This window comes from Aestuariimicrobium sp. T2.26MG-19.2B, from assembly GCF_950101875.1.
GTDB classification, from domain to species: Bacteria; Actinomycetota; Actinomycetes; order Propionibacteriales; family Propionibacteriaceae; genus Aestuariimicrobium; species Aestuariimicrobium kwangyangense.
Genome location: NZ_CATNLW010000002.1, coordinates 392,742 through 417,778 on the forward strand (window position 1 = coordinate 392,742; position 25,037 = coordinate 417,778).

The following is a 25,037-nucleotide window of genomic DNA, read 5'->3' on the forward strand; positions in this document are numbered from 1 at the left end:
CAGCGGGCACCAGGGCCCGCACCGCGGAAGATTCTAGCCGCGCGCACCCTCCGCGGCAGAATCGACCAGCGAGGCCCGCAGCCAGTCCTCCACCCCGCAGATGTGCACGGTGGCCCATGCCCTGGCCGCCTGACTGTCACCCCGGGCGATCGCCTGCTGGATCGCGCGGTGCTCGTCGATCGTCCGGTGCACCGCCCCCGACTGGGTCAGCCCCCTCCAGACCCGGGCGCGTTGGGTTCGTCCCGAGACGGCGTGCAACAGCGAACTGATCAACGGATTGTCCGCAGCCTCGGCGATCCGGGAGTGGAAGGCGGCGTCGTTGGCAACCAGTGACTCGATGTCGGGATCAGACGGCAGCTCGTCCAACAGGTCTCCGAGGGCACGGGCCTCGTCCGCGGTCATCGTCTGGGCGGCCAGCGCCGTCACCTCGGGCTCGAGCAGCCGCCTCAGCTGCATGTACTGCAGCACGGTGGCGTCCTGGGCCAACTCGGCGACGAACCCCATCACGTCGACCAGCGAGGACGGGCTGAGACTGGCCACGTAGGTGCCGTCGCCCTGCCTGACGTCGAGCACCCTGATCAGCGCCAAGGCCTTGACCGCCTCCCGCAGGGAACTACGCGACAGCCCCAGCGTGGCGGCCAGGTCGGCCTCCCTCGGCAGGCGGTCGCCGGGCCTGAGCGAGCCAGCGGCGATCATCTGCTTGATCGCCTCGATGGCATCGTCGGTGACGGCCACCTCAGTCCTGCACCGGGCGCAACCTCAGCGCGGCCATGCCTCCGTCGACCGCGAACACGGTGCCCGTCGTCGAACCCGACAGCGGGCTCGCCAGATGGACGATGGCATGGGCGACCTCGTCGGCACTGACCAGGCGTCCGTGCGGCTGCCTGGCCTCCAGCGCGGCCCGCTCGGCGGCGGGGTCGTCCGCCTTGGCGAGCAGGCGCTTCACCCAGGGCGTGTCGGCCGTGCCCGGGGCGACGGCGTTGACCCGGATGCCCTCCCGCACGTGGTCGGCCGCCATCGCCCGGGTGAGCGCGTGCACGGCACCCTTGGTGGCGCTGTACACCGCGCGCTGCGGCAGGCCGGCGTCTCCGGCGATGGAGCCGGTGTTGACCACGGCGGCATGACGGCTGGCCCGCAGGTGCGGCAACGCCGCCCGGGTCACCCGCGCCATCCCGATCACGTTGACGTCGAACCCGCGCGCCCACTCGGCGTCGTCATTGGCCGCCACATCGCCCTGCGAGCCGATACCGGCGTTGTTGACGACGATGTCGACACCACCGAACTGCGACACGACCTGATCCACGCCCGCGACGACCGAGGCGTCATCGGTGACGTCGGCACGCACGGCGAGCACCCCCTCGGGTAGCCCTACCGAGCTGACGTCGAAGGCTGCCACCCGCGCGCCCTTGGCCAGCAATTGCTCCACGACCGCCAGCCCGATGCCGCTGGCGCCTCCGGTGACGATGGCCACCAGTCCGTCGAATTCCGTCATGGGCACCATCTTGACGGTGAAGACATCCGATGTCTAGCGTGGCCAGCAGGCAATCGGTCAAGGGAGACAAGCGTGGGCGCGGCAACAATCATCGGATGTCATGCGGAGGACGTGCGGTTCCCGACCTCGCAATTCCTGGACGGCTCCGATGCCATGAACCCCGATCCGGACTACTCCGCAGCCTATCTACGTCTCGACACCTCCGACGGTGGTTCGGGCCACGGTTTCGTGTTCACCATCGGACGAGGCAATGACGTGCAGGCAGCCGCGAACGCACTGGTCGCCCAGCACCTGATCGGCCGCGACGTCAGCCTGCTCGACGACCTCGGCGGGGTCTGGCGAGAACTCAACGGGGACTCCCAACTGCGCTGGCTCGGCCCCGAGAAGGGCGTGATGCACATGGCCCTCGGGGCCGTCATCAACGCCCTGTGGGACCTCAAGGCCAAGCGCGCCCGACTGCCCCTGTGGCAGGTGCTGGCACGGATGAGCCCCGAGGAACTCGTCGACCTCGTCGACTTCCGTTACCTCACCGATGCGCTCACCCCTGAGCGAGCGCTGGAACTGTTGCGCGAAGCCGAACCCGGCCGGGCCGCACGCGAGGCCGAACTGCTCGCCTCCGGCTACCCCGCCTACACCACCACCCCGGGATGGCTGGGCTACTCGGACGAGAAGCTCGTCCGGCTGGCCCGGGAGGCGGTCGCCGACGGGTTCTGCCAGATCAAGCTCAAGGTGGGGGCCTCGCTGGACGACGACCTGCGCCGACTGCGGCTGGCCCGCGAGGCCGTGGGGCCCGACATCCCGATCGCCATCGACGCCAACCAGCACTGGGACGTGGCTGAGGCCATCGCCTGGGTGAACCGATTGGCCGAGGTCACCGAGATCGCCTGGATCGAGGAACCCACCAGTCCCGACGACGTGTTGGGTCATGCGGCCATCCGCCGCGGGGTCTCCCCCACCCCGGTGGCCACGGGCGAGCACATGATGAACCGGGTGCTGGCCAAGCAGTTCCTGCAGGCCGAGGCCCTCGACGTGTTGCAGATCGACGCCAGTCGGGTTGCGGGCGTCAACGAGAACATCGCCATGCTGTTGTTGGCCGCCGAATTCGGGGTGCCCGTCTGCCCCCACGCCGGCGGGGTCGGGCTGTGCGAGGCCGTGCAGCACCTGGCCATGTTCGACTTCGTCGCGCTCTCGGGAACCATGCAGGGGCGCATGATCGAGTACGTGGACCACCTGCACGAACACTTCGTCACCCCGGTCGTCGTCGCCGGCGGCCGCTATCACGCCCCCACCGCCCCCGGGGCCGGCGCCGAGATGCTGGCCACCTCGATCGAGAGGTATCGCCATGTCTGAACCGATGCTGGCGCTGGGCTGCTCGACCATCGGCAACCACCTGCGTTCCTTCACCGACGACCAGGCCGCCGAGGTGCTCACCGGCGCCTGGCGGCTGGGACTGCGCGGCTTCGACACGGCCCCCCACTACGGCCTGGGCCTGTCCGAGCGCAGGCTCGGGCGATTCCTGGCCGACCTGCTCACCGAGGTGCCCCGCGACCAGGTGCTGGTCACGACCAAGGTGGGCCGCCTACTGGTGCGCCAGGAGGCCGGCGGCAGGCTGGACGACGAGGACTTCCTGGTGCCTGCCGACCACCGACGCCAACCCGACTTCAGCGCAGCGGGCGTGCGCGCCAGCCTGCTGTCGTCCCTCGACCGGCTCGGGCTCGAGCGGGTCGACGTCGCCTACGTGCACGATGCCGAGCGCTACGACCTGGAGGCCGGCCTGACCACGGCCCAGGAGGGACTGCTCGCCCTCAAGGACGAGGGGTTGGTCGGGGCCATCGGGTTCGCGTCGATGGACGCCACGGCGCTGTACGAGGCGGCCGATCGCGGAGGCTGGGACGAACTGATGGTCGCCGGCGCCCACACGCTGGCCACCGATGGCACCCGCATCCTCGACCGGGCCCTCGCCCAGGGCATCGCGGTGGCGGCTGCGGCCGTGCTCAACGGCGGGGTGCTGGCGACCGGTCTGCGTGGTGACGACCTGTTCGACTACGTGCCGATCACTGCCGAGAAGAAGGACCGGGTGCAGGCACTCGAAGCTGCCTGCCGGGAGTACGGGGTGGAGTTGGCGGCCGCGGCGCTGCAGTTCCCACTGCGCCACCCTGCGGTCGTCCGACTCGTCGTCGGTGGTGCCAGCGTCGACCACATCGCGCGGAACCTCGACCAACTCCGTGCGCCCATCCCCGACGAGTTCTGGCGGGCCGTCGGGGCATGAGGGTCGTCGACAGTCACCTGCACCTGTGGGACCTCGGACGTCGGACGACCGACCCACACGCCTACCCCTGGCTCACCCCCGACTGGGCTGACCTGCACCGCGACCACCTGCCGGACGAGGCACGCACCGTGCTCGACGCGGCCGGTGTCGACCAGGTGGTGCTGGTGCAGGCGGAGGACTCCACGGCGGAGACCGACCTGTTGCTCGAGTGGGCCGACCAGCACCCGTGGATCGTGGGGGTGGTCGGCTGGCTGCCCCTGCTCGACCCGGCCGCCACTGCGGAGGAACTGGCCCGACTCGCCCACCGCCCCCTGGTGGGCGTGCGCCATCTGGTGCACGACGACCCCGACGCCGAGTTCCTCGACCACGACCAGGTCCGCGCGTCGTTGTCGCTGGTGGCCGCGGCGGGTCTCCCCTTGGACGTGCCCGATGCCTGGCCCCGGCACCTCGACCAGCTCACCCGTCTGGCCAGCGACCTGCCCGCGCTGACGGTGGTGGTCGACCACCTCGCCAAGCCGCCGCGGTCGGTGGCCGACACCAACCACGCGATGGCGTCGTGGCAGGAATTACTCGCCACGGCCGCGGCCCTGCCCAATGTGGTGGCCAAGGTGTCGGGCCTGCAGGCTGCCGGCGCCAGCCCGGGCACCCGTGCCCCGCTCACCACCGATGACCTCACCCCGGTGCTCGACACTGCCTTGGAACTGTTCGGCTCGAACCGGCTGATGTACGGCAGCGACTGGCCGATGACCACCCGCTTCGACGGCGGATACGCACCCCACCTGGAGGCGATCAGGGGCTGGGCCGGCACGCTCTCGTCCGCCCAGCAGGACGACCTGTGGCACGCAACCGCCTGCCGGGTCTACCGGCTCGGCTGAAGCCATGGCCTCCACCGCGCCTCGGGCACCCTTCCCCCCTCGCCACGACAACCTCACCGGGCGGGCCGAACTCTCCGGCTCCGACTTGGCCGACGACTCCCTCGTCGAAGGCCTGGCCGTGCAGGCACTGGCCCTCGAATGGCACGCCTGCGAATTCGTCGAGTGGGGTACGAGCACGGTGGACGGTGGCACCGCCGCCAACTCCGAGTGGTTCAAACCAAGCTGGTACGACCTGACGGTGGCCAACGCCGACCTCGCCAACGCCCGACTCACCGAGGCGGGGTTGCGACGCGTCGTCTTCACCGACTGCCGCATGACCGGGTTCGACCTGTCCCAGGCCGTGGTGCAGGACGCACTGTTCACCGGGTGTCTGCTCGACCTGGCGAACCTCCGCTTCGCCAAGCTCTCCCGGGTGCGTCTCGTCGACTGCCGACTTCGGGGTGCCGACCTCTCGTCCGCGCAACTGACCGATGTCAGCTTCGAGGGCTGCGACCTCTCCGAGGTGCAGTTCCATGGTCTGCGCACCACCAGGGGTCGCATCCGCGCCAGTCAACTCGCCGGTGCGAAGACGATCTCTGGTCTACGAGGCATGGCCATCGACCCGCTCGACATCGTCGAGTTGAGCCACCAATTGGCCGCCGAGCTGGGAATCCTGCTCAATCCCGAGGATTGACCCCGCTCGTCAGCAGGTGGCCGAAGCACTCTGCCAGCAGGGCCTCGTCGGGGGCGTCGATGATCTGCACCCGACCGACCTCGGGCAGGCCGACGAAGCGCAGGGCCGAGCCTCGGGTCTTCTTGTCCAGGCTCATGGCAGCCCGGAGCTCCGCCCAGTCGGCACCGGTGTAGCCGATCGGCAGCCCCACCGAGGCCAGCACTGCCCGGTGTCGGGCGAGGGTGGATTCGTCCAACCCGAGGGTGCGGGCCGACAGTTCGGCAGCGAAGACCATGCCCACACTGATCGCCTCGCCATGTCGCCAGCCGAAGTGTTCGGCCTTCTCGATGGCATGTCCCAGGGTGTGGCCGTAGTTGAGCGCCTCCCGCCCGACGCTGGCACCGACGGAGGTCTGCTCACGCAGGTCGGACGACACGGTGCGCGCCTTCACCGCGATCCCGCGGGTGATCAGCTCGGCCAGCACCTCCGAGGTGGGGTCGAGCGCTTCGCGGGGATCGGCCTCGACCAGGTCGAGGATGCCGGGGTCGGCGATGAACCCGCACTTGATCACCTCGGCGAGCCCGTTGACCACCTCGGCCGGCGGCAGGTCGACCAGGGTGTCGAGGTCGCAGATCACCCCGAGCGGCTCCCAGAAGGCACCGACCAGGTTCTTGCCGGCGGGCAGATTGATACCGGTCTTCCCGCCGACGGCGGCGTCCACCATCCCGAGCACCGAGGTGGGCATGGCGACGTAGCCCACCCCACGCAGCCAACTGGCGGCGACGAAACCTGCCAGATCGGTTGTCGCTCCCCCACCCAGACCGACCACGACATCGCTGCGGGTGAACCCGGCCTCGGCCAGCTGTTCCCAGCACGAGACCAGGACATCGGCGAACTTGGCCTGTTCGCCGGTGGGGACCAGCAGCGGCAGGACGCGCCTCCCGCCGGCTTCCAGGTCACGGGTCAGCGTTGCGGCACGTGTCGTCAGTGATTCGGGGTGGACGATGGCCACCCGAGCCGCCGATCCGACGAGTTCGGCCAGACGAGCCGAGACACCAGGGCCGATCTCGACCCGGTAGGGCCGCTCGGCATTGACCTCGAGGCTCCGGGTCACCGGGACCCGCCCAGCAGCTCGAGGATCGCGTCGACCAGTGCCTCGGGCCGACGGTCGGTGGTGTCGATCTCATGGCGGGCGACCTCCCGGTAGAGGGGTTCGCGCTCGGCCTGCAATCGCTCCAGATTGGCCCGAACGTCACCCAGCACCAGCGGTCGCATCACGTTCATGCCCACCCGCCGGGTGGCGTGGGTCACCGACACCTGCAGCCAGATGACGTCGTGACCGGCCAGGGCGTCGCGGATCTGGTCGTCCATCACGGCCCCTCCACCCAACGACAGCACCCGCTTGGCGGGCTCGTCGGGCGGTCCCAGGAGCTCGAGCGTGGTGTCCCGCTCCAGTCCGCGGAAGTGGGCCTCCCCCTCGTCCACGAAGATCTCGGCGATGGTCTTGGCGGCCCGGTCCTCGATCACCTGGTCGACGTCGACGAACTCCAACCCCAGTCGCGCGGCCAGAGCACGTCCGAGGGTGGTCTTGCCCGAGGCCGGTGGGCCGACGAAGACGATGGTCACCCGAGCCCCCGTGCCCGCACGTCGGCCAGGTAGGCCTCGGCGTTGCGTCGGGTCTCGGCGACCGAGTCGCCGCCGAACTTCTCGAGCGCCACCTCGGCCAGCACCAGGGCGACCATGGCCTCGGCCACCACCCCCGCAGCCGGTACCGCGCAGACGTCGGAACGCTGGTGGTGGGCCTTGGCCGGCTCACCGGTCGACACGTCGAGGGTCCGCAGCGCGCGGGGCACGGTCGCGATGGGCTTCATGGCCGCTCGCACCCGCAGCAGTTCACCGGTGCTCATGCCGCCCTCGGTACCGCCCGAGTGCTGGCTGAGCCGGTGGATGCCGTCAGCACCCGGTTCGATCTCGTCGTGGGCGAGGGATCCGCGCACGCGGGCCAGTCCGAACCCGTCACCCAGTTCCACACCCTTGATGGCCTGGATGCCCATCAGGGCGTAGGCCAGTTTGGCGTCCAGCTTGCGATCGCCCTGGGAGTGGGAACCCAGGCCCGGGGGCAGGCCCCAGGCCAGCACCTCGACCACGCCACCGAGGGTGTCGCCCTCCCGGTGACAGGCCTCCACCTCCTCGAGCATGGCCGCAGAGGCCTCGGGGTCGAAGCAGCGCACCGGATCGGCGTCGATGGCCTCGAGATCGCTCAGCGTGGGGAACAGCCCCTTGGCCGCCTGCACGGGGCCCAGTTCGACGACGTGGGAGAGCACGGTGATGCCCAGCGCCTGCTGCAGGAAGGCCTTGGCGATGGCGCCCAGGGCAACCCGGGCCGCCGTCTCGCGGGCCGAGGCACGCTCCAGGATGGGGCGGGCCTCGTCGAAGTCGTACTTCTGCATGCCGGCCAGGTCGGCGTGACCGGGACGGGGCCGGGTCAGGGGCGCGTTGCGGGCCTGCTCCGCGAGCACCTCGGCGGGGACCGCGCCGGGGCTCATCGCCTCTTCCCACTTGGGCCACTCGGTGTTGCCGATGGTGAGCGCGATCGGCGAACCCAGGGTCTCGCCGTGGCGGAATCCCCCGAGGAGGGTGAGTGCGTCGGCCTCGAACTTCATGCGTGCGCCCCGGCCGACTCCCAGCCGGCGGCGGGACAGGTCTCGTCCGATCTCCTCGGTCGAGACCCGCACGTGGGCCGGGATGCCCTCCATGGTGGCGACCAGGGCTTGGCCGTGGGATTCCCCCGCAGTCAGGTAACGCAACATGCCGATCAGTCTCTCAGGTTTGGATTCGCGCCGTCGCTGCGTCTTGCGCGGCGGCTCGCAGCAGGTCGAAGCCGACCTCACGTCCCGTGTGCCACCGGATCTGCTCGACGGCCTGGCCGGCGAGCAGGTCGAGTCCGTTGAGCACGACCGAACCGAGCCGTGCCGCGGCCGTCGCCAACGGGGTGGGCCACGGGTCGTAGACCGAGTCGAAGACCACAGACGCCGAGGCGGCGAGGCGATCGGCATGGGGGGTGGCACCCGCGGCGGGAACGGTCGAGACGATCACGTCGGACGAGGGCACCGCTCCCCCCAGCCGGATCGGCGAGACACCCACCCCCAGCCGCTCCCCCAGAGCCACCAGACCAGCGGCACGGGCCGGTTCACGGGCCACCACGACCGCCTCGCGCACGCCCAACTGGGCGAGCCCGACCAGGGCCGACCGGGCCGTGGCCCCGTTCCCGACGATGGTCGCGGTGGCGAATCCGGTCACGCCGGCGGCGCCGAACGCCACCCCGTACCCGGGCACGTCGGTGTTGCGGACGATCGCACCGCCCACCGCGCGCGGGTCCCGCACCCAGGTGTTGGCCGCACCGGTGAGCAGCACCGTCTCGTCCGGCTCGCCGAGGCTGACCAAGTCATCCTTGTGGGGGGCGGTGACGCTCAGGCCGCGCCAGGAGTCGTCCAACGAGTCGACGAAGGCGGCCACCCCACCCGGGGGCACGTCGACGGCGGAGTAGTCCCAGTCGAGGCCGAGCGCCGCATAGGCCGCGCGGTGGATGGCCGGGGAGAGGGAGTGGGAGACCGGGTGCCCGATCACCGCACACCGGGTCAGCACTTGCCCGGGTTGCTCTGGCACCAAGCCTGGAACTTCTTGACGTTCTTGTTGTGGTCGGCCAGCGTCTTGGCGAAGGCCGTCTCACCGGTGTCGGGATTGACCACCACGAAGTACAGGAAGTCGGTCTTGGTCGGGTTGACGGCGGCCGTCAGCGCCAACTTGCCCGGGTTGCTCACCGGGCCGGGCGGCAGACCCTTGTTGACATAGGTGTTGTACGGGGACTTGACCGCCCGCTCCTTGTTGGTGGTGGTCAGTCGTCCCTTGATGTTGTTGGCGTAGACGACCGTGGCGTCCGACTGCAGCGGCATGCCGGCCTTGAGTCGGTTGTAGAAGATGCCGGCCACCAGGCCGAGGTCCTTCTCGCCGCGCACCTCCTTCTCGGCGATGCTGGCCACGATCAGCGCGTTGTAGGGGGTGACCCCGATCGCCTTGGCCCGGTCGGCGAAGTTCAGGTCGGTGATCACGGTGTTGAACTGCCTGACCTGTGCGCTGCCCAGTTCGGCGGCGGTGGGGCTGTCGTCGACCTCGTAGGTCTCGGGGAACATGATCCCCTCGGCGTTCTTGGCCGGAACCCACGCGGGGGCGCCCAGCGCCTTGGTGTTCTGCTCCGCTGCCTTCATGTCGGCTGGTTTGATCTTGGTGGCCTTCTCGATGATCGGCCACTGTTCGGTGAGCCGCAGGCCCTCGGGCAGGGTGACGCGGGTGCGCTCGATGTTCTTGGGATCGGCCAGGTAGTTGAAGGCAGCCTCGGCCGAGATCTGGGTGCGCAGTTTGTAGCGTCCGGCCTGGATGTCCTTCGAGCCCGCCTCGGCGGCGGTCACCTTGCGCCACGGCTTCATCGACTTGATCACGCCGGCGTCGAGCAGGATGAACCCGATCTGGTTCATCCCGGCACCGCGGGGCACGGTCACCATCACGTCCTGGACACCCGCCGAACCCAGGTAGTCGTCGGTGGTCCGGTAGGCGATGTAGGCCTTGTTCGCGTAGTGGTAGGTGGCCCAGCCACCCCCGACGAGCACCGCGAGCGAGAGCAGCACGGCGAAGGCACTACGCGTGTGGTAGAGCACCTTCTTCCAGTTGTACTTGCCCTCGTTGTCGACGAACAGACCGCTCACGCAGTGCCCCTTCCAAGTCGGCCGGTCAGACCCGGCGCCGGGTCTCCAACGCCTGCTCAAGGATGCCCACTGCGGCAGCCTGATCGATGATCCCGCGCCGCTGACGAGCGTTCTTGCCAGCCTGCATGAGTCTACGTGACGCCTCCGCCGTGCTCATCCGCTCATCGACCAGCACCACGGGCACCGGCGCCACGGTCGTCCGCAGTTCGGCCAGCACCCCGCGCATGTACTCCACAGCGGGGCCCTCCTGCCCGGCGAGGTTCCGCGGCCAGCCCAGCACCACCTCGACGGGTTCGTACTCGGCGACCAGCACCGCGACCCGCCGGAACGGCTGGTCGCGTGCCGGGATGGTCTCGACGGGGTGGGCCATCAGACCGTCCCGGTCGCTGTAGGCGACTCCCACCCGGGCCTTGCCCCAGTCGAAGCACAACCGGACACCCCGCTGGTCGCCGAGGGCGTCCAGCACGGGGGGCAGGTCGTCGGGCACGTCGGTGGGCACGCGGTCAGACCAGTGCTTGGGCGATGGCCGCCAGTGCGTCGGCGGCGCCGGCGCCGTTGGTGCCGCCGCCCTGGGCCAGATCGTCCTTGCCGCCACCGCGCCCGCTGAGCGGGACGGTGCCGACCGACACCAGTTGTCCGGCCTTGGCGCCCAGCTCACGGGCCGCCTGGGTGGTCGCCACCACCAGTGCGGGCTTGTCGCTGGTACCACCCACGGCGGCCACGACAGCGGCCTGCTCGGACAGCCGGCCTCGCAGGTCGGTGACCAGACCGCGCAGGTCGTTGCCGCCGACACCGGGCACCTCGAGGGCGAGCAGGTGGTAGCGGCCGACGGTGCGTACCTGGTCGAGCATCTGCCCGGCCTGTGCCTGCAACTGGGCGGCCCGCAGTTCGGCGATCTGCTTCTCGGCCTGCTTGAGGTCGGCGACGAGCTTCTGCACCCGATCGGTCAGTTGCTCGGGCTGCACCTTGAGCACGTCGGTCAGTCCGTGCACGAGGGCACGCTCGGCCGCCAGGTGGGAGAAGGCATCGGTCGAGACCAACGCCTCGACACGACGGGCGCCCGACCCGATGGACTGCTCGCCCAGCAATGCCATCAGCCCGATCTGCGACGAGGTCTGCACGTGCGTGCCACCGCAGAGCTCACGCGACCAGGGTCCACCCATCTCGACCATGCGGACGATGGCGGGGTACTTCTCCCCGAACATCGCCATGGCCCCCATCGACTTGGCCTGCTCCAGCGGCATCTGCGTGTCGGTGATCGTCAGGTTGTCCTTGATCGCGACGTTGCAGCGTTCCTCGATCTCGGCGCGCAGCGCGTCGGAGAGTCCCGCCTGGGCCGAGTAGTCGAAGCGCAGGTAGCCCGGCTTGTTGTAGGAGCCGGCCTGGGTGGCTCCGGAGCCGACCAGTTCGCGCAGCGCGGCGTGCAGCACGTGGGTGGCGGTGTGGGCCTGGCAGGCCCCGAGGCGATTGACACCGTCGACGGCGGCCTCCACCTGGTCACCCACGGCGAGGTCCCCGTTCACGGCGACCTTGTGCACGACGAGCCCCGGGACGGGGCGTTGGACGTCGAGCACCTCGAGGTCGAAACCGCCCGCCTTGATCACCCCGGCGTCGGCGTCCTGACCGCCTGACTCGGCGTAGAAGGGGGTCTCGGCGAGCACCACCTCGACGACGGAACCGGCGGCGGCGTGGTCGACGACGCTGCCGTCGCTGATGATGCCGCGCACGCGGGTGGGCACGACGAGGTCGGTGTAGCCCAGGAACGGGGTCTCACCGTGTTCGCGGAGGCCGCGGTAGACGTCGACGGAGACACCGCCGGTCTTCTTGGCCCTGGCATCGGCCTTGGCGCGGTTGCGCTGTTCGGTCATCAACCGGGTGAACGCACCGCGGTCGACGTCGAGCCCCTGCTCGGCAGCCATCTCGAGGGTGAGGTCGATCGGGAACCCGTAGGTGTCGTGCAACTGGAAGGCCTTCTCGCCCGACAGCGTGGTGCCCTGGTCGGCGCGCACCTGGTTGGCCGCGGTCTCGAACAACTGGGTGCCACTGGTCAGGGTGCGCGAGAAGGTCGCCTCCTCGGCCTCGGCCGCGGCCGCGGTCTGCTGCCAGGCCTGTTCCACCTCGGGGTAGGACTCGCTCATCGCCTGCCGGGACACGTCGAGCAGGTCGACCAGCGAGGTGCCCTGGTAGCCGAGCAGACGCATCGACCGCACGGATCGGCGCAACAGGCGGCGCAACACGTAGCCACGGGCCTCGTTCCCGGGGCGGACACCGTCACTCATCAACATCAGCCCTGACCGCACGTGGTCGGCGATCACCCGCAGGCGCACGTCGTCCTCGGGATCGGCGCCGTAGACCTTGCCCGAGAGCTCGGCGGCGCGCTCGATCACCGGCGAGACCTGGTCGATCTCGTAGAGGTTGTGCTTGCCCTGCAGCAGGGTCGCCATCCGTTCCAGCCCGGCACCCGTGTCGATGTTCTTGGTGGGCAGTGGCCGGGCGACGTCGAAGTCGTCCTTGGCGCGGACCGCCGACAGTTCCTCCTGCTGGAAGACGTTGTTCCAGATCTCGAGGTACCGCTCGTCGTTGACGTCCGGACCCCCGTCGGGGCCGAACTCGGGGCCGCGGTCGAAGAAGACCTCGGAGTCGGGTCCACCGGGCCCGGGAACCCCCATGTGCCAGTAGTTCTCCTTGAGGTCACGCCGCCAGATGCGTTCGTCGGGCATGCCGATGGAGCGCCAGATCTCGAGTGCCTCGACGTCCCCCTCGGGATAGGCGGGGTGGAAGCCCGGGCCGAGCACCGAGACGGAGATGCGGTCGGGGTCGAAACCGAGGTTGCCGTCCTCGACGGACCCGGTGAGGAACTCCCAGGTCCACGGGATCACCTCGGCCTTGAAGTAGTCGCCGAAGGAGAAGTTGCCCAGCATCTGGAAGAAGGTGCCGTGACGGGTGGTCTTGCCGACCTCGTCGATGTCGAGGGTGCGGATGCACTTCTGGACCGAGACGGCCCGGCTCCACGGCGCCGGCACCTCGCCGGTGAAGTAGGGCACCATCGGCACCATGCCGGCGACCACGAACAGCAGATTGGGGTCGTTGTGCACCAGCGAGACGCTGGGGACGACGGCGTGGCCGCGTCGTCGGAAGAACTCGACGTAGCGGCGGCCAACTTCTGCGGTCTTCATCGGTGATCCTCGGGTTGTCTTGTTTCCTGCGGTCGTGGTGCGGCCGGTGTCAGCGCCCGCGGGGCGAGCCAAGCCTACCGGCAACTGCTCAGTGACCGAGGAGCCGCCGGATGGCCTCGAGTTGGCTGCCGATCGCTGCCTCGTTGCCGTGGTCGGTCGGCTGGTAGTAGTGGGTGCCCTCGAGTTCGTCGGGCAGGTACTGCTGCCGGGCCACCCCGGGGTCGAGGTCGTGCGGGTACACGTAGCCCTGACCGTGGCCGTAGGTCTTCGCCCCCGCGTAGTGGGAGTCACGCAGGTGGGCGGGGACCAGACCCACCTTCCCCGCCTGCACGTCGGCGCGGGCGGCTGCGATGGCGGTGGTGACCGCGTTCGACTTGGGGGCCACGGCGGCGGCGATGGTGGCGTGGGCGAGGGTGAGTTGCGCCTCCGGCATACCGATCAACTGGACCGTCTGAGCGGCGGCGACCGCCGTCTGCAACACCGACGGTGCCGCCATGCCGATGTCCTCCGAGGCCAGGATCATGAGTCGGCGGGCGATGAAGCGGGGGTCCTCCCCCGCCTCGAGCATGCGGGCCAGGTAGTGCAGCGACGCGTCGACGTCGGAGCCTCGCACACTCTTGATGAAGGCGCTGATCACGTCGTAGTGCTGGTCGCCGTCCTTGTCGTAGCGAACCGTGGCGCGGTCGACGGCCTTGGCCACGATCTCGGGAGTGATCCGGGTCTCCCCCAGCGCCTCGGCTCCCGCCGCGGCCTCCTCGAGATAGGTCAGCGACCGCCGGGCGTCACCCTGGGCCAGCCGGACGATGGTGGCCCTCGCCTCCGGATCGAGCGTGAACGGTTCACCCGAGGCGCTACGGACACCGCGCTCGTCGGTGAGCCCCCGGTCGACCAGGGTGCCGATGTCGTCGTCGGTCAGCGGCTTCAGGGTGAGCAGCAGCGAACGTGACAGCAGCGGAGAGATCACCGAGAAGCTCGGGTTCTCGGTGGTGGCCGCGATCAGCGTCACGAGCCGGTTCTCGACCGCGGGCAGGAGTACGTCCTGCTGGGCCTTGGAGAACCGGTGGACCTCGTCGATGAACAGCACGGTTCCGCGTCCGCGAGCCAGCTCACGCGAGGCGGTGTCGAGTTCCTCGCGCACCTGCTTCACCCCGGCCGTCACGGCAGAGATCTCGACGAACCTGCGGTTCGTGGAGTGCGAGACCACCGAGGCGATGGTGGTCTTGCCCACCCCGGGCGGTCCCCAGAGGAAGACAGACATCGCCTGGCTGCCGTCGGCCAGCCGACGCAGCGGTGAACCGGGGCCGAGCAGGTGCTGCTGGCCGACGATCTCGTCGATGCTGCGCGGACGAAGCCTCACCGCCAACGGCTGACCGCCCTGCCGGGCGCCGCCCAACGATCCACCGGCTGTCGGTGCGGTGCCGGGGTCGGGGTTGCCGAACAGGTCAGTCATGGCTCAGTGTCAGTCGCGGGTCAGGCCGGGTAGTGGGTGCGCAACCACTCCACGGTTGCCTCCCAGGCAGCGTCGGAGGCCTGGGCGTGGTGGAACTGCGGGGCGGGGTTGTCAAAGGCGTGACCGGCGCCCTGCCACAGCTTCACCTCGGCGCCGTTGTGCTGCACCACCTCGCAGATGTTCTCCACCGCGTCGGTGGTCAGGTAGGCGTCGGCGTCGCCGAAGTGGTGCAGGCTCGGTACTGTCACCGCTTCGCCGTCGACCAGGTTCGGCAGCGCAGACCCGTAGTAGCTCACCAGGGCGTCGGCTCGCTCACCGTCGGCCGCCCCCTGCAGGGCTGCGTAGGCCAGGCCACCACCGAAGCAGAAGCCGACCAGGGCCACCCGGCCGCCGGTGCGAGGTTCACGGCGCAGGGAGGCGATGACCAGCCGCACGTCGTCGACCGCCTGCTGCCAGTCGACCTGCTGCATCAGGGCGACACCGCGCTCCAGCGAGTCGTCGCCGTTCTCGTCGACTGCGTCAGCGCCGATGCGCCAGTACAGCTGCGGCAGGGCGACGGTGTAGCCGAGGGCCGCCAGGTCACGGGCGCGAGTGCGCATGTACTGCGAGCGTCCGAAGATCTCGTGCACCAACACGATGGCCGCACCCGACCCCTCGGGTGACTCCACCAGTTCGATCGGGACGGTGGCCTCAGGCATCGAGCTTCTCGACCTTCTTCTCCGGCGCATCCTTCTTCTCCGGTCGGGCGTCGACGCCCGCCTCCTTGCGCTGCTGGGCCGTGATCGGCGCAGGTGCCTGGGTGAGCGGGTCGAAACCGCCACCGGACTTCGGGAAGGCGATCACGTCGCGGATGGTGTCGAAACCGCCCAGCAGCATGACCAGCCGGTCGAGGCCGAATGCGATGCCGCCGTGCGGGGGCGCGCCGAACTGGAAGGCGTCGAGCAGGAAGCCGAACTTCTCCTGTGACTCCTCGGGCGAGAGGCCCATCACCTTGAAGACGCGCTCCTGCACGTCGCGGCGATGGATACGGATCGACCCGCCACCGACCTCGTTGCCGTTGCAGACGAAGTCGTAGCCGTAGCTCAACGCCGAACCCGGATCGGTGTCGAAGGTCTCCATGGACTCCGGACGAGGCGAGGTGAAGGCGTGGTGCACGGCCGTCCAGGAGCCACGACCGAGGGCGACGTCACCCGAGGCGACGGCGTCGGAGGTCGACTTGAACAGCGGGGCGTCGACCACCCACAGGAAGCTCCAGGCGCTCTCGTCGATCAGGCCGCAGCGGCGTCCGATCTCGAGACGGGCCGCACCCAGCAGTTCCTGGGTGGTCTCGCGGGCCCCCGCGCCGAAGAAGATGCAGTCACCGGGCTTCGCCCCCACCCGCTCGGCGATGCCTGCCCGCTCGGCCTCGGAGATGTTCTTCGAGACCGGGCCACCCAACTCACCCTCGGACGAGATGGTGATGTAGGCGAGGCCGCGGGCACCGCGCTGCTTGGCCCACTCCTGCCAGGCATCGAACTGCCGGCGGGGCTGGTCGGCGCCGCCGGGCATCACCACGGCACCGACGTAGGGGGCCTGGAACACGCGGAACGGGGTGTCGGAGAAGAAGTCGGTGACCTCGGTCAGTTTCAGGTCGAAGCGCAGGTCGGGCTTGTCGGAGCCGTAGGAGTCCATCGCCTCGTGCCAGGTGATCCGCGGCAACGGCGAGGGCAGGTCGACACCGATCAGCTTCCAGCAGTTGGCCATCACCGATTCGGCCAGTTCCATGACATCGTCCTGGTCGACGAAGCTCATCTCGATGTCGAGTTGGGTGAACTCGGGCTGGCGGTCGGCGCGGAAGTCCTCGTCGCGGTAGCAACGCGCGATCTGGTAGTAGCGCTCGAGGCCCGCGACCATCAACAACTGCTTGAACAGTTGGGGGCTCTGCGGCAGCGCGTACCAACTGCCGGGGTGCAGCCGGGCCGGCACGAGGAAGTCACGAGCGCCCTCGGGGGTCGAACGGGTCAGGGTGGGGGTCTCGACGTCGACGAACTCCCGCTCGTCGAGCACCTCCCGGATGGCCCGGGTCACCTTGGAGCGCAACCGGATCGCCTCGGCCTGCCGCGGCCGACGCAGGTCGAGGTAGCGGTACTTCAGGCGGGCGTCCTCACCCACGGTGACCCGCTGGTCGATCTGGAAGGGCAGCGGCGCGGCAGCGTTGAGCACCTCGAGGTCGGTGATCGCGACCTCGATCTCACCGGTGGGCAGGTCGGGGTTGGCGTTGCCCTCGGGCCGGGCCTCGACCACACCGGTCACCTTGATGCAGAACTCGTTGCGCAGGTCGTGGGCCCCCGACGACTCGAGGATCTCGTCACGGACGACGACCTGGGCGATGCCGGAGGCGTCGCGCAGGTCGATGAAGGCGACCCCACCGTGGTCGCGGCGCTTGGCCACCCACCCGGTGAGGGTGACGGTCCGTCCGGCGTGTTCCGCGCGGAGCGTGCCTGCTTCATGGGTTCTGAGCATGGTTGTCCTTTTCCGTTGTTGCGTGCGCATCGACAGTGCGCCCGCGTGTGTGGCTGGAGGCCCGGGCCAAGCCTAGGTCAGGCAGGGTGGATGACGCGCGGGAAAAGATCCTCGCTCGGTGGCTGCCATTCCGCGGCGGAGGCGTCGACCTGGTCGCCCGAACGGATGTCCTTCACCTGACCGTTCGCACCACCGAACCAGACATAGGGGATCCCCCGTCGGTCTGCATGCCTGATCTGGCGCCCGAACTTGTCAGCCTTGGGTGCCACCTCACAGGGGATGCCGCGGGACCGTAGCGCGGTGGCGACCTCGACGGCGACGGTTCGGTCGTCCTCGCTGTCGACAGCGACCAGGACGCAACTGGGCACCGAACGGTTCGCCGTCAGCACACCCCGGCCCAGCAGCGGCGCCAGGATGCGGGTCACCCCCACCGAGATGCCGACACCCGGGAAGGTGCGCTTGCCGTCACTGGCGAGCGCGTCGTAACGGCCGCCGGCCGAGATGGTGCCCAGCGACTCGTAGCCGACCAGTTCGATCTCGAAGACGGCACCGGTGTAGTAGTCGAGGCCGCGGGCGATGGACAGGTCGGCCACCGCTCGTCCCGGGAAGTGACGGGCGACCAGCGCGATCAGTGCGGAGAGCTCGTCCAGCCCGGTGCGCAGCAGGTCGTTGTCGAGTTCGGGGTGGTCGGCCACCAGCGAGAGCACGCGGTCGACGAACGAGGAGTCCTCCGAACGGATGGCGGCCAGGGCCAGCACCGGTTCGATCTGGTCGGGGGTGAGCCCACACTCGTCGGCCAGCAGGGTGGCGACCCCGTCGCGTCCGATCTTGTGGATCTTGTCGACCCGCTGGATGACGGCCAGCGCGTCGACCACTCCCAGCCCGTCGTAGAACCCCTGGGCGAGCTTGCGGTTGTTCACCCTCATCAGCACCGGGGGCAGGTTCAACTGGGTGTGCATCTTCTCGAAGGCCTCGAGCGCGACCAGCACCACCTCGGAGTCGTGGTGGGCGGCGAGGGTGTCCTGGCCGACGACGTCGATGTCGGCCTGGCAGAACTCGCGGTAGCGACCCTCCTGCGGTCGTTCCCCCCGCCACACCTTCTGGATCTGGTGGCGGCGGAAGGGGAAGACCAGGTGGCCAGCGTTCTCGAGCACGTAGCGCGCGAAGGGTACGGTCAGGTCGAAGTGCAGACCCAGTTCCGCGGTGTCGTCGGCGGCCGCGTGCAGCCGCTTGACCGTGTACACCTCCTTGGTGATCTCACCCTTGCGGTTCAACTGCTCCAGCGGCTCGACCGCCCGGGTCTCGATCCGGCCGAACCCGTGCAACTCGAAGGTCTCCCGCAGGAGCGTGATCAGCTGTTGCTCGACGGCCGACTGTGCCGGCAGGTACTCGGGGAATCCGGAGAGCGGTTGGGGACGAGCCACAGCGTGATCTTTCCTCAGGGCGGAAGGGGTGGGGGGCGGAAGGGGTGAGCGCGCCGACCAGCCTATCGGGCAAGATGGACCCATGAGCGAATCCACAGGTCCTGCCAGCTTCGGCCGAGTCGAAGAAGATGGCACGGTCTTCGTCACCACGTCCGCAGGCGAGCGACGAGTCGGCCAGGTGCCCGATGTTCCGCCCGCCGAAGCCCTGGAGTTCTTCGTGCGTCGCTTCCTGGCGCTCGAGACCGAGGTGAGCCTGGCCGAGGCGCGCATAGGTTCCGGAGCGCTGGGCGGCGACGAGGCACGCAAGAAGGTGGACGCGTTGACCACGCAGATCGGTGAGGCCAATGCGGTCGGCGACCTCGACGGTCTGCTGGCCCGCCTGCAGGCTCTGGCGCCGACGCTCGCCGCCAAGCAGGAGGCCAAGCGCGCGGAACGGGCCGAGGCGCACGCCCGCACGAAGCAGGCCAAGGAGGGCATGGTCACCGAGGCCGAGAAGCTCGCGGCCGGCAATGACTGGCGAGACGGGGTCAATCGCTTCCGCACCCTGCTCGAGGAGTGGAAGGCGCTCCCCCGCATCGACAAGGCCACCGACGACGACCTGTGGCACCGCTTCTCGTCGGCCCGCACCACCTACACCCGCCGCCGCAAGGCCCAGTTCGCCGAGCGCAACGCGGCCCGCTCCACGGCCCAGCAGGCCAAGGAACAGATCATCGCCGAGTCGGAGGAGCTGGCCAAGACCGAGGACTTCGGTGTTGGCGCGGCCGGGTTCCGCGACCTGATGAACCGGTGGAAGGCGGCCGGTTCGGCCCCCCGGGGCGTCGACGACAAGTTGTGGGCCCGGTTCCGGGCCATCCAGGACGAGTTCTTCGGGCGCCGCAACGCGGTGCTGGACGAGCAGAACGCCGAGTTCACCGAGAACCAGAAGGCCAAGGAGGCCCTGCTCGACCAGGCCGAGGCCAGCATCCTGCCGGTGACCGATGCGGAGGCCGGCAAGGCCGCCTACCGCGACTTCCTCGCCAAGTTCAACGAACTGGGCAAGGTGCCGCGTGATGCCATCCGCACCCTCGACGACCGGGTGCGCAAGCTCGACCAGGCCGTCAGGAACGCGGAGGCGGAACAGTGGCGTCGCACCGATCCCGAGGCCCGTCAGCGCGCGCAGGACACGGTCGACATGTTCACCGCGCAGATCGACAAGCTGACCGCCCAGCGCGACAGCGCCGAGCAGTCGGGCAACAGCAAGGCCGCGAAGGAGGCGGACGCCTCCATCGCCACCTACACCTCGTGGCGCGAACAGGCCCAGAAGGCGCTGGACGAGTTCACCGCCTGAGGCCCAACCACCGGAGGCTCACTGCCTGACCCGGAACGTGTCGTAGACCCCCGGTACCCGCCGGATCGCCTTCAACAGGTGGTCGAGGTGCCGGGGGTCTGCCGACTCGAAGGTCATGCGGAACTTGAACAGCCGGTCCTTGGTCTGGTTCATGTTGATCGACAAGATGTTGACGTGCTGCTCGGCCAGGGTGCGGCTGACGTCCGAGAGCAGACCCGCCCGGTCGAGCCCCTCGATCTGGATGGCCACCAGGTAGCCCTGCTGGGCGTTCTGTGCCCAGGTGACGTCGAGGATGCGCTCGGGGGTGTTCAGCAGGTTGTCGGCGTTGGTGCAGTCCCGCCGGTGCACCGACACCCCGTCGCCGCGGGTGACGAACCCGATGATGTCGTCGCCCGGTAGCGGCAGGCAGCACTTGGCCAGCTTGACGTAGACGTCGGGGTCGCCGGCGACGATCACCCCCGACTCGGAGGTCCGGCGCGAGAGGTTGATCGGCAACGGCCGGTCCTCGAAGGACTCCTCGCGGGCGTTCTCGACCCCACCCTCGGTGCGCAGCAACAGCTCGACCACGTGCTGGGTGCCCACCGAACCGTCACCGATGGCGGTGTAGAGGGCGTTGACGTCCGACAGCCGCAGGTCGTCGGCCACGGCCGTCAGGTGTTCGAGGGTGAGCAGCCGCTGCAGCGGCACCCCCGACTTGCGCAGTTGCTTGGCGAGCAGGTCCTTGCCCTTGTCGGCCGACTCCTCGCGGCGCTCACGGGTGAAGTGCTGCTTGATCTTCTGGCGAGCCCTCGGGCTGGCGACGAAGGCGAGCCAGTCGCGCGAGGGACCGGCGTGCTCGTTCTTCGAGGTGAGCACCTCCACCACGTCACCATTGGCCAGCTTGGTGTCCAGCGGCACCAGTCGCTGGTTGACCCGAGCACCGATGCATCGGTTGCCCACCTCGGTGTGCACCGAGTAGGCGAAGTCGACGGGGGTGGAGTCGGTGGGCAGTGCCACCACGTCACCCTTGGGCGTGAAGACATAGACCTCGCTCGACTGGATCTCGAACCTCAGCGAGTCGAGGAACTCGCCGGGGTCGTCGGCCTCGTGGCTCCACTGGTTGAGCGAGTGCACCCAGGCCAGGTCGGTGGCCTCGGCCGAGTCGTTGCTGCCCTGCTTGTACTTCCAGTGGGCGGCCACACCCAGCTCGGCCCGCCGGTGCATCTCGTGGGTGCGGATCTGCAGCTCCACGGGCTTGCCGCCGGGGCCCAGCACCGTCGTGTGGAGGGACTGGTACATGTTGTACTTCGGCATCGCGATGTAGTCCTTGAACCGGCCGGGCAGCGGGTTCCAGCGCACGTGCATCACGCCGAGGGCGGAGTAGCAGTCGCGGTTGCTGTCGACCAGGATGCGCAGCCCGATCAGGTCGTAGATCTCGGAGAACTCGCGACCGCGCACCACCATCTTCTGGTAGATCGAGTAGTAGTGCTTCGGACGACCGTAGACGCTGGCCTTGATGCCTGCCGCAGCCAGGTCGTCCTCGACCGTGGCGATCACCTCGCGCAGGGCGCGATCGCGTTGGGGTGCACTCTCGGCCACGAGGCGGACGATCTCGTCGTAGACCTTGGGTTGCATGGTCGAGAAGGCCAGGTCCTCCAGCTCCCACTTGACGGCGTTCATGCCGAGTCGGTGTGCCAGTGGGGCGAAGATCTCGAGGGTCTCCTTGGCGATCCGGTTCTGCTTGTCGGGGCGAAGGAAGCCCAGGGTGCGCATGTTGTGCAGACGGTCGGCGAGCTTGATCACCAGCACCCTGATGTCGCGGCTCATCGCGATCACCATCTTGCGCAGCGTCTCGGCCTTGGCCGAGTCGCCGTACTGCACCTTGTCGAGCTTGGTCACACCGTCGACCAGCCCGGCCACCTCCTCGCCGAAGTCGGCGGTGAGCTGCTCCATGGTGTAGCTGGTGTCCTCGACCGTGTCGTGCAGCAACGCTGCCACGAGGGTGGGTTCGGTCATGCCCAGTTCGGCCAGGATCGAGGTGACCGCCAGTGGATGGGTGATGTAGGCGTCGCCCGACTTGCGCAACTGGCCCCGGTGGTAGTGCTCGGCGGTGTGGTAGGCCCGCTCGAGCAGTTGCAGGTCGGCCTTGGGGTGGTTGGCCCGCACGACCTTGAACAGGGGGTCGAGCACTGCCGACTGCGGACTCTTGACCGCACCGAGACGGGCCAGGCGTTGGCGCATCCGCAGCCGTGGCTGTTCGGGGCCGGACGTGAATCGCGCCGTTGCCGGGGACTCGGGTTCGGGTTCGGGTACTGGCCGCAGGGCGGCAGGAGATTCAGCCATCACAGCCTCCTTCCGCGGTCGCAGGCCAACTGTACCCGGCTAGTCGTCAGCCTCGCTCGGCGCCAGCACGGCACCGCCCTCCGACTTGCGGACGACGATGAGTTCGTCGCCGAGTTGCAGCCGGTCGACGGTGGAGTCGTAGAACCGTCGCAGGGTGCGGTTGCGGACGACCCCCAGCACCCGGTCGTCGCTGACCTGGCGGGGGCTGAGGCCCACCTCGTCCTGCTTGACGGGCCGTTGCACCACCTCGAGGCCCTCACCGTGGGAGAGCAGGTCCTCGATGATGTTGCCGACGTAGGGGTTGACCGACGACAGGCCCATCAGGCGTCCGACGGCATCGGAACTGGTGACGACCATGTCGGCGCCGGACTGGCGCAGCAGCGGCACGTTCTCGTGTTCGCGCACCGAGACCACGATGTGTGCGCGAGGGTTCAGCTGGCGCACGGTCAGGGTCGTGAGGATGGCGGCATCGTCACGGTTGAGGGTGATGATCACCTCGCGGGCCTTCGAGATCTCGGCACGGCGCAGCAACGAACGGCGGCTGGCGTCGCCGGTGAACGCGGCCAGCCCATCGAGGTTGGCGTCGTTGACGGCGGTCTCGTCCGCGTCGATGACCACGATCCGGTCAAGGGGCACGTCATTGCGGCGCAACGCGTTGATGGCGCTGCGTCCCTTGGTGCCGTAACCGATGACCACGGTGTGGTTGCGCATGCGTTTCCTCCACGAACTGTCGAGCATGCCGCGGCGGCCCTCGTTGGCGAGCACCTGCAGGGTGGTGCCGACCAACAACACGAGGAAGCCGATGCGCAGCGGGGTGACCACGAGGGCGTTGATGAGGCGGGCGTGGGTGGCGAGCGGGGTGATGTCACCGTAACCGGTGGTGGTGATGGTGACCGTCGAGTAGTAGATGGCGTCGATCAGGCTGATCCCGTCACCACCGGTGTTGTCGACGTAGGAGCCGCGGTCGAACCAGACGATCAGGGTCGAGGCCATCAGCAGCAGCAAGGCCGCCCCGAGCCGCTTGCCCAGTTCGACCCAGGGGCTGCTCGAGGTGGGCCGGGGCAGGCTGACCATGATCTGGTCGCGCCAGCCCTTGCCACCCGCCCGCAACGTCGCCATGGCCGCCACCGACTCAGGCCTGCAGCACGGCGGCGCAGGAGTCGATGCCCTCCGACATCAGCCTGGCGCGCCCGTCGAGGAAGCCCAGTTCCATCAACACTGTCACGTGCACCAACTCTGCCCCCAACTGCTTGAGCAGGCCGGCGGTCGCGGAGATCGTCCCCCCGGTGGCCAACACGTCGTCGATCACGAGGGCTCGCCCACCGTGCGGGATGGCGTCCTGGTGCACCGCCAGCGAGTCCTGGCCGTACTCGAGGGCGAAGGTCTCGGTGAACGTCTTGCCCGGGAGCTTGCCCGGCTTGCGGACGGGCACGAACCCCACACCCAGGGCGAGGGCGACGGGGGCGGCGAAGATGAACCCCCGCGCCTCCATGCCCACCACCACGTCGATGTCGCGGGGAGAGGACTCGACCATCGCCTTGACCGCCTCGCAGAACCCGCGGGGTGAGGCGATCAGCGGGGTGATGTCCTTGAACATCACGCCGGGGTTCGGGAAGTCGGGTACGTCACGCACCAGCGACGAGATCAGCTCAACATCTGCCATCGGAGTTCCTTGTCAGCGCTTGCGGTGGCTGCGGGTGCTGCGGGACGGCTGGACACGCACCCCACCACCCGCGTTCGGGGTCGTTGCGAGGGCGGCAGCCGCCGTGGTCTCGGGCCGATCGGCCTGCTCCCGATGGCGCTGCCGGCGCCGCACGAGGGAGGCGCGGTGCTCGGCCATCTCGGGCTCGGCCTCCCGCATCTGCGCCAGCAACGGGGCCGCGATGAAGATGGACGAGTAGGCGCCGGCCACCATGCCGACGAACAGGGCGAGGCCCAGGTCGAGCAGCGGTCCGGTGCCCAGGAAGAACAAGCCGCCCACCAACAGCGCCGCCACGGGCAGAACACCGATGATGGTCGTGTTCACGGAACGGACGAGCACCTGGTTGACGGCGTGGTTCGCCGCCTCGGCGTAGGTGCGGTCACCGGACCGCAGCCCCCTGACGTTCTCGCGCACCTTGTCGAAGACCACGACGGTGTCGTACAACGAGTAACCGAGGATGGTCAGCACGCCGATCAGGGTCGCCGGGGTCACCGCGAAGCCCAACAGGGCGTAGGCGCCGACGGTGAGGACGAGGTCGTGGCCGAGCGCGACGATGGCGGCCACCGACATCTTCCAGTCGCGGAAGTAGCCCCAGATCAGCAGCATGACCAGTCCGACGAACACGACCAGGGCGATGATGCCCTTCTGGGTGATCTGCTTGCCCCAGGACTTGCCGATCAGGGAGTAGGCGATGTCGACCTCCTTGACCTTGAACTCACTGGCGAGGGCCTGCCGCACCGTGGTCACCTCGGCGGTCTCGAGGCTGCGCATCTGCACGCGCACCTGGGAGTCGCCGACGGCAACCGTCGTCACGGAGTCGAGGTCGGGGACGCCCGAGTTCTGCACCACTTCGCGGGCGCGGTCGATCTTGCTGGCCGCCTGAGCCGTCGGAACCTGGAAGCTGGACCCACCGGTGAACTCGATGCCGAGGTTGAGACCGCGGATGCCGAGCCCCAGCAGAGAGATGATCACCAGCGCGGCCGAGATGGCGTAGAACACCTTGCGCTTGCCGACGAAGTCATAGCTGATCTCGCCGGTGTAGAGCTTGTGGGCGAAGGAGTGGTGCTTGTGTTCCGCGTCTGCCAT

At 69.0% G+C, this 25,037-nt stretch carries 22 protein-coding genes; 5 read left to right on the forward strand and 17 right to left on the reverse strand.

The features are described from left to right. Positions 1-33 precede the first annotated feature (33 nt). Complete coding sequence (locus QQZ11_RS11680; RefSeq protein ID WP_284550532.1) at positions 34-735, reverse strand: FadR/GntR family transcriptional regulator; 702 nt, start codon at positions 733-735, stop codon at positions 34-36. A gap of 1 nt (position 736) precedes the next feature. After that, positions 737-1,492: an SDR family NAD(P)-dependent oxidoreductase gene (locus tag QQZ11_RS11685; RefSeq protein ID WP_284550533.1), complete on the reverse strand. Its 756-nt coding sequence runs from the start codon at positions 1,490-1,492 to the stop codon at positions 737-739. Positions 1,493-1,564: 72 nt separating this feature from the next. Here QQZ11_RS11685 and QQZ11_RS11690 point away from each other — a divergent pair, with 72 nt between their 5' ends. The 4 genes from QQZ11_RS11690 to QQZ11_RS11705 are packed head-to-tail and all read left to right on the forward strand — an operon-like array spanning position 1,565 to position 5,309. Next, positions 1,565-2,842, forward strand: a complete 1,278-nt coding sequence (locus QQZ11_RS11690) for an enolase C-terminal domain-like protein (protein WP_284550534.1) — start codon at positions 1,565-1,567, stop codon at positions 2,840-2,842. Then, positions 2,835-3,761, forward strand: coding sequence for an aldo/keto reductase (locus QQZ11_RS11695; protein ID WP_026377988.1), 927 nt, complete (start codon positions 2,835-2,837; stop codon positions 3,759-3,761). Before QQZ11_RS11690 ends, QQZ11_RS11695 begins: the two co-directional genes overlap by 8 nt. Further along, entirely contained in the window at positions 3,758-4,636 is an 879-nt protein-coding gene (locus QQZ11_RS11700) for an amidohydrolase family protein (RefSeq protein WP_284550535.1), read from the forward strand. Before QQZ11_RS11695 ends, QQZ11_RS11700 begins: the two co-directional genes overlap by 4 nt. Before the next feature lie 4 nt (positions 4,637-4,640). After that, positions 4,641-5,309, forward strand: coding sequence for a pentapeptide repeat-containing protein (locus QQZ11_RS11705; protein ID WP_284550536.1), 669 nt, complete (start codon positions 4,641-4,643; stop codon positions 5,307-5,309). Here QQZ11_RS11705 and aroB read toward each other — a convergent pair. From aroB to hisS, 11 genes are all read right to left on the reverse strand, one after another. Next, entirely contained in the window at positions 5,293-6,402 is a 1,110-nt protein-coding gene (gene aroB / locus QQZ11_RS11710; protein ID WP_284550537.1) for a 3-dehydroquinate synthase, read from the reverse strand. The genes QQZ11_RS11705 and aroB overlap by 17 nt on opposite strands. Continuing rightward, positions 6,399-6,914, reverse strand: a complete 516-nt coding sequence (locus QQZ11_RS11715; RefSeq protein ID WP_284550538.1) for a shikimate kinase — start codon at positions 6,912-6,914, stop codon at positions 6,399-6,401. Before QQZ11_RS11715 ends, aroB begins: the two co-directional genes overlap by 4 nt. Next, complete coding sequence (gene aroC, locus QQZ11_RS11720; RefSeq protein ID WP_284550539.1) at positions 6,911-8,098, reverse strand: chorismate synthase; 1,188 nt, start codon at positions 8,096-8,098, stop codon at positions 6,911-6,913. The genes QQZ11_RS11715 and aroC overlap by 4 nt, the downstream gene beginning before the upstream one ends. 13 nt (positions 8,099-8,111) lie before the next feature. Then, positions 8,112-8,954, reverse strand: a complete 843-nt coding sequence (locus tag QQZ11_RS11725) for a shikimate dehydrogenase family protein (RefSeq protein ID WP_284550540.1) — start codon at positions 8,952-8,954, stop codon at positions 8,112-8,114. Then, the gene (mltG, locus tag QQZ11_RS11730; RefSeq protein ID WP_342395086.1) at positions 8,927-10,039 is read right to left on the reverse strand and encodes an endolytic transglycosylase MltG; all 1,113 of its coding nucleotides are present in this window, start codon (positions 10,037-10,039) and stop codon (positions 8,927-8,929) included. The genes QQZ11_RS11725 and mltG overlap by 28 nt, the downstream gene beginning before the upstream one ends. 34 nt (positions 10,040-10,073) lie before the next feature. Beyond that, positions 10,074-10,511: a Holliday junction resolvase RuvX gene (gene ruvX, locus QQZ11_RS11735; RefSeq protein WP_284550767.1), complete on the reverse strand. Its 438-nt coding sequence runs from the start codon at positions 10,509-10,511 to the stop codon at positions 10,074-10,076. A 40-nt stretch (positions 10,512-10,551) separates the two neighbouring features. Beyond that, positions 10,552-13,224, reverse strand: coding sequence for an alanine--tRNA ligase (gene alaS / locus QQZ11_RS11740; RefSeq protein WP_026377991.1), 2,673 nt, complete (start codon positions 13,222-13,224; stop codon positions 10,552-10,554). An 88-nt stretch (positions 13,225-13,312) separates the two neighbouring features. Next, positions 13,313-14,674: a replication-associated recombination protein A gene (locus QQZ11_RS11745; protein WP_284550542.1), complete on the reverse strand. Its 1,362-nt coding sequence runs from the start codon at positions 14,672-14,674 to the stop codon at positions 13,313-13,315. A 20-nt stretch (positions 14,675-14,694) separates the two neighbouring features. Further along, entirely contained in the window at positions 14,695-15,372 is a 678-nt protein-coding gene (locus QQZ11_RS11750; protein ID WP_284550543.1) for a dienelactone hydrolase family protein, read from the reverse strand. Continuing rightward, a complete protein-coding gene (gene aspS, locus QQZ11_RS11755) occupies positions 15,365-17,176 on the reverse strand; it encodes an aspartate--tRNA ligase (protein ID WP_284550544.1) in 1,812 nt (603 codons plus the stop codon). Before aspS ends, QQZ11_RS11750 begins: the two co-directional genes overlap by 8 nt. Before the next feature lie 77 nt (positions 17,177-17,253). Continuing rightward, positions 17,254-18,600: a histidine--tRNA ligase gene (gene hisS, locus QQZ11_RS11760; RefSeq protein ID WP_022910300.1), complete on the reverse strand. Its 1,347-nt coding sequence runs from the start codon at positions 18,598-18,600 to the stop codon at positions 17,254-17,256. A gap of 82 nt (positions 18,601-18,682) precedes the next feature. Here hisS and QQZ11_RS11765 point away from each other — a divergent pair, with 82 nt between their 5' ends. Continuing rightward, complete coding sequence (locus QQZ11_RS11765) at positions 18,683-19,927, forward strand: DUF349 domain-containing protein (RefSeq protein WP_284550545.1); 1,245 nt, start codon at positions 18,683-18,685, stop codon at positions 19,925-19,927. A gap of 18 nt (positions 19,928-19,945) precedes the next feature. Here the strand turns inward: QQZ11_RS11765 and QQZ11_RS11770 are convergent, their stop codons facing one another. From QQZ11_RS11770 to secF, 4 genes are read right to left on the reverse strand one after another with little or no spacing between them, the layout of a single operon-like run. Further along, positions 19,946-22,249, reverse strand: coding sequence for a RelA/SpoT family protein (locus QQZ11_RS11770; RefSeq protein WP_026377993.1), 2,304 nt, complete (start codon positions 22,247-22,249; stop codon positions 19,946-19,948). A gap of 39 nt (positions 22,250-22,288) precedes the next feature. Then, positions 22,289-23,323, reverse strand: a complete 1,035-nt coding sequence (locus tag QQZ11_RS11775) for a potassium channel family protein (protein WP_425393310.1) — start codon at positions 23,321-23,323, stop codon at positions 22,289-22,291. Between the two features lie 58 nt (positions 23,324-23,381). After that, entirely contained in the window at positions 23,382-23,912 is a 531-nt protein-coding gene (locus QQZ11_RS11780; protein WP_022910304.1) for an adenine phosphoribosyltransferase, read from the reverse strand. Between the two features lie 12 nt (positions 23,913-23,924). Next, a complete protein-coding gene (gene secF, locus QQZ11_RS11785) occupies positions 23,925-25,037 on the reverse strand; it encodes a protein translocase subunit SecF (RefSeq protein ID WP_022910305.1) in 1,113 nt (370 codons plus the stop codon).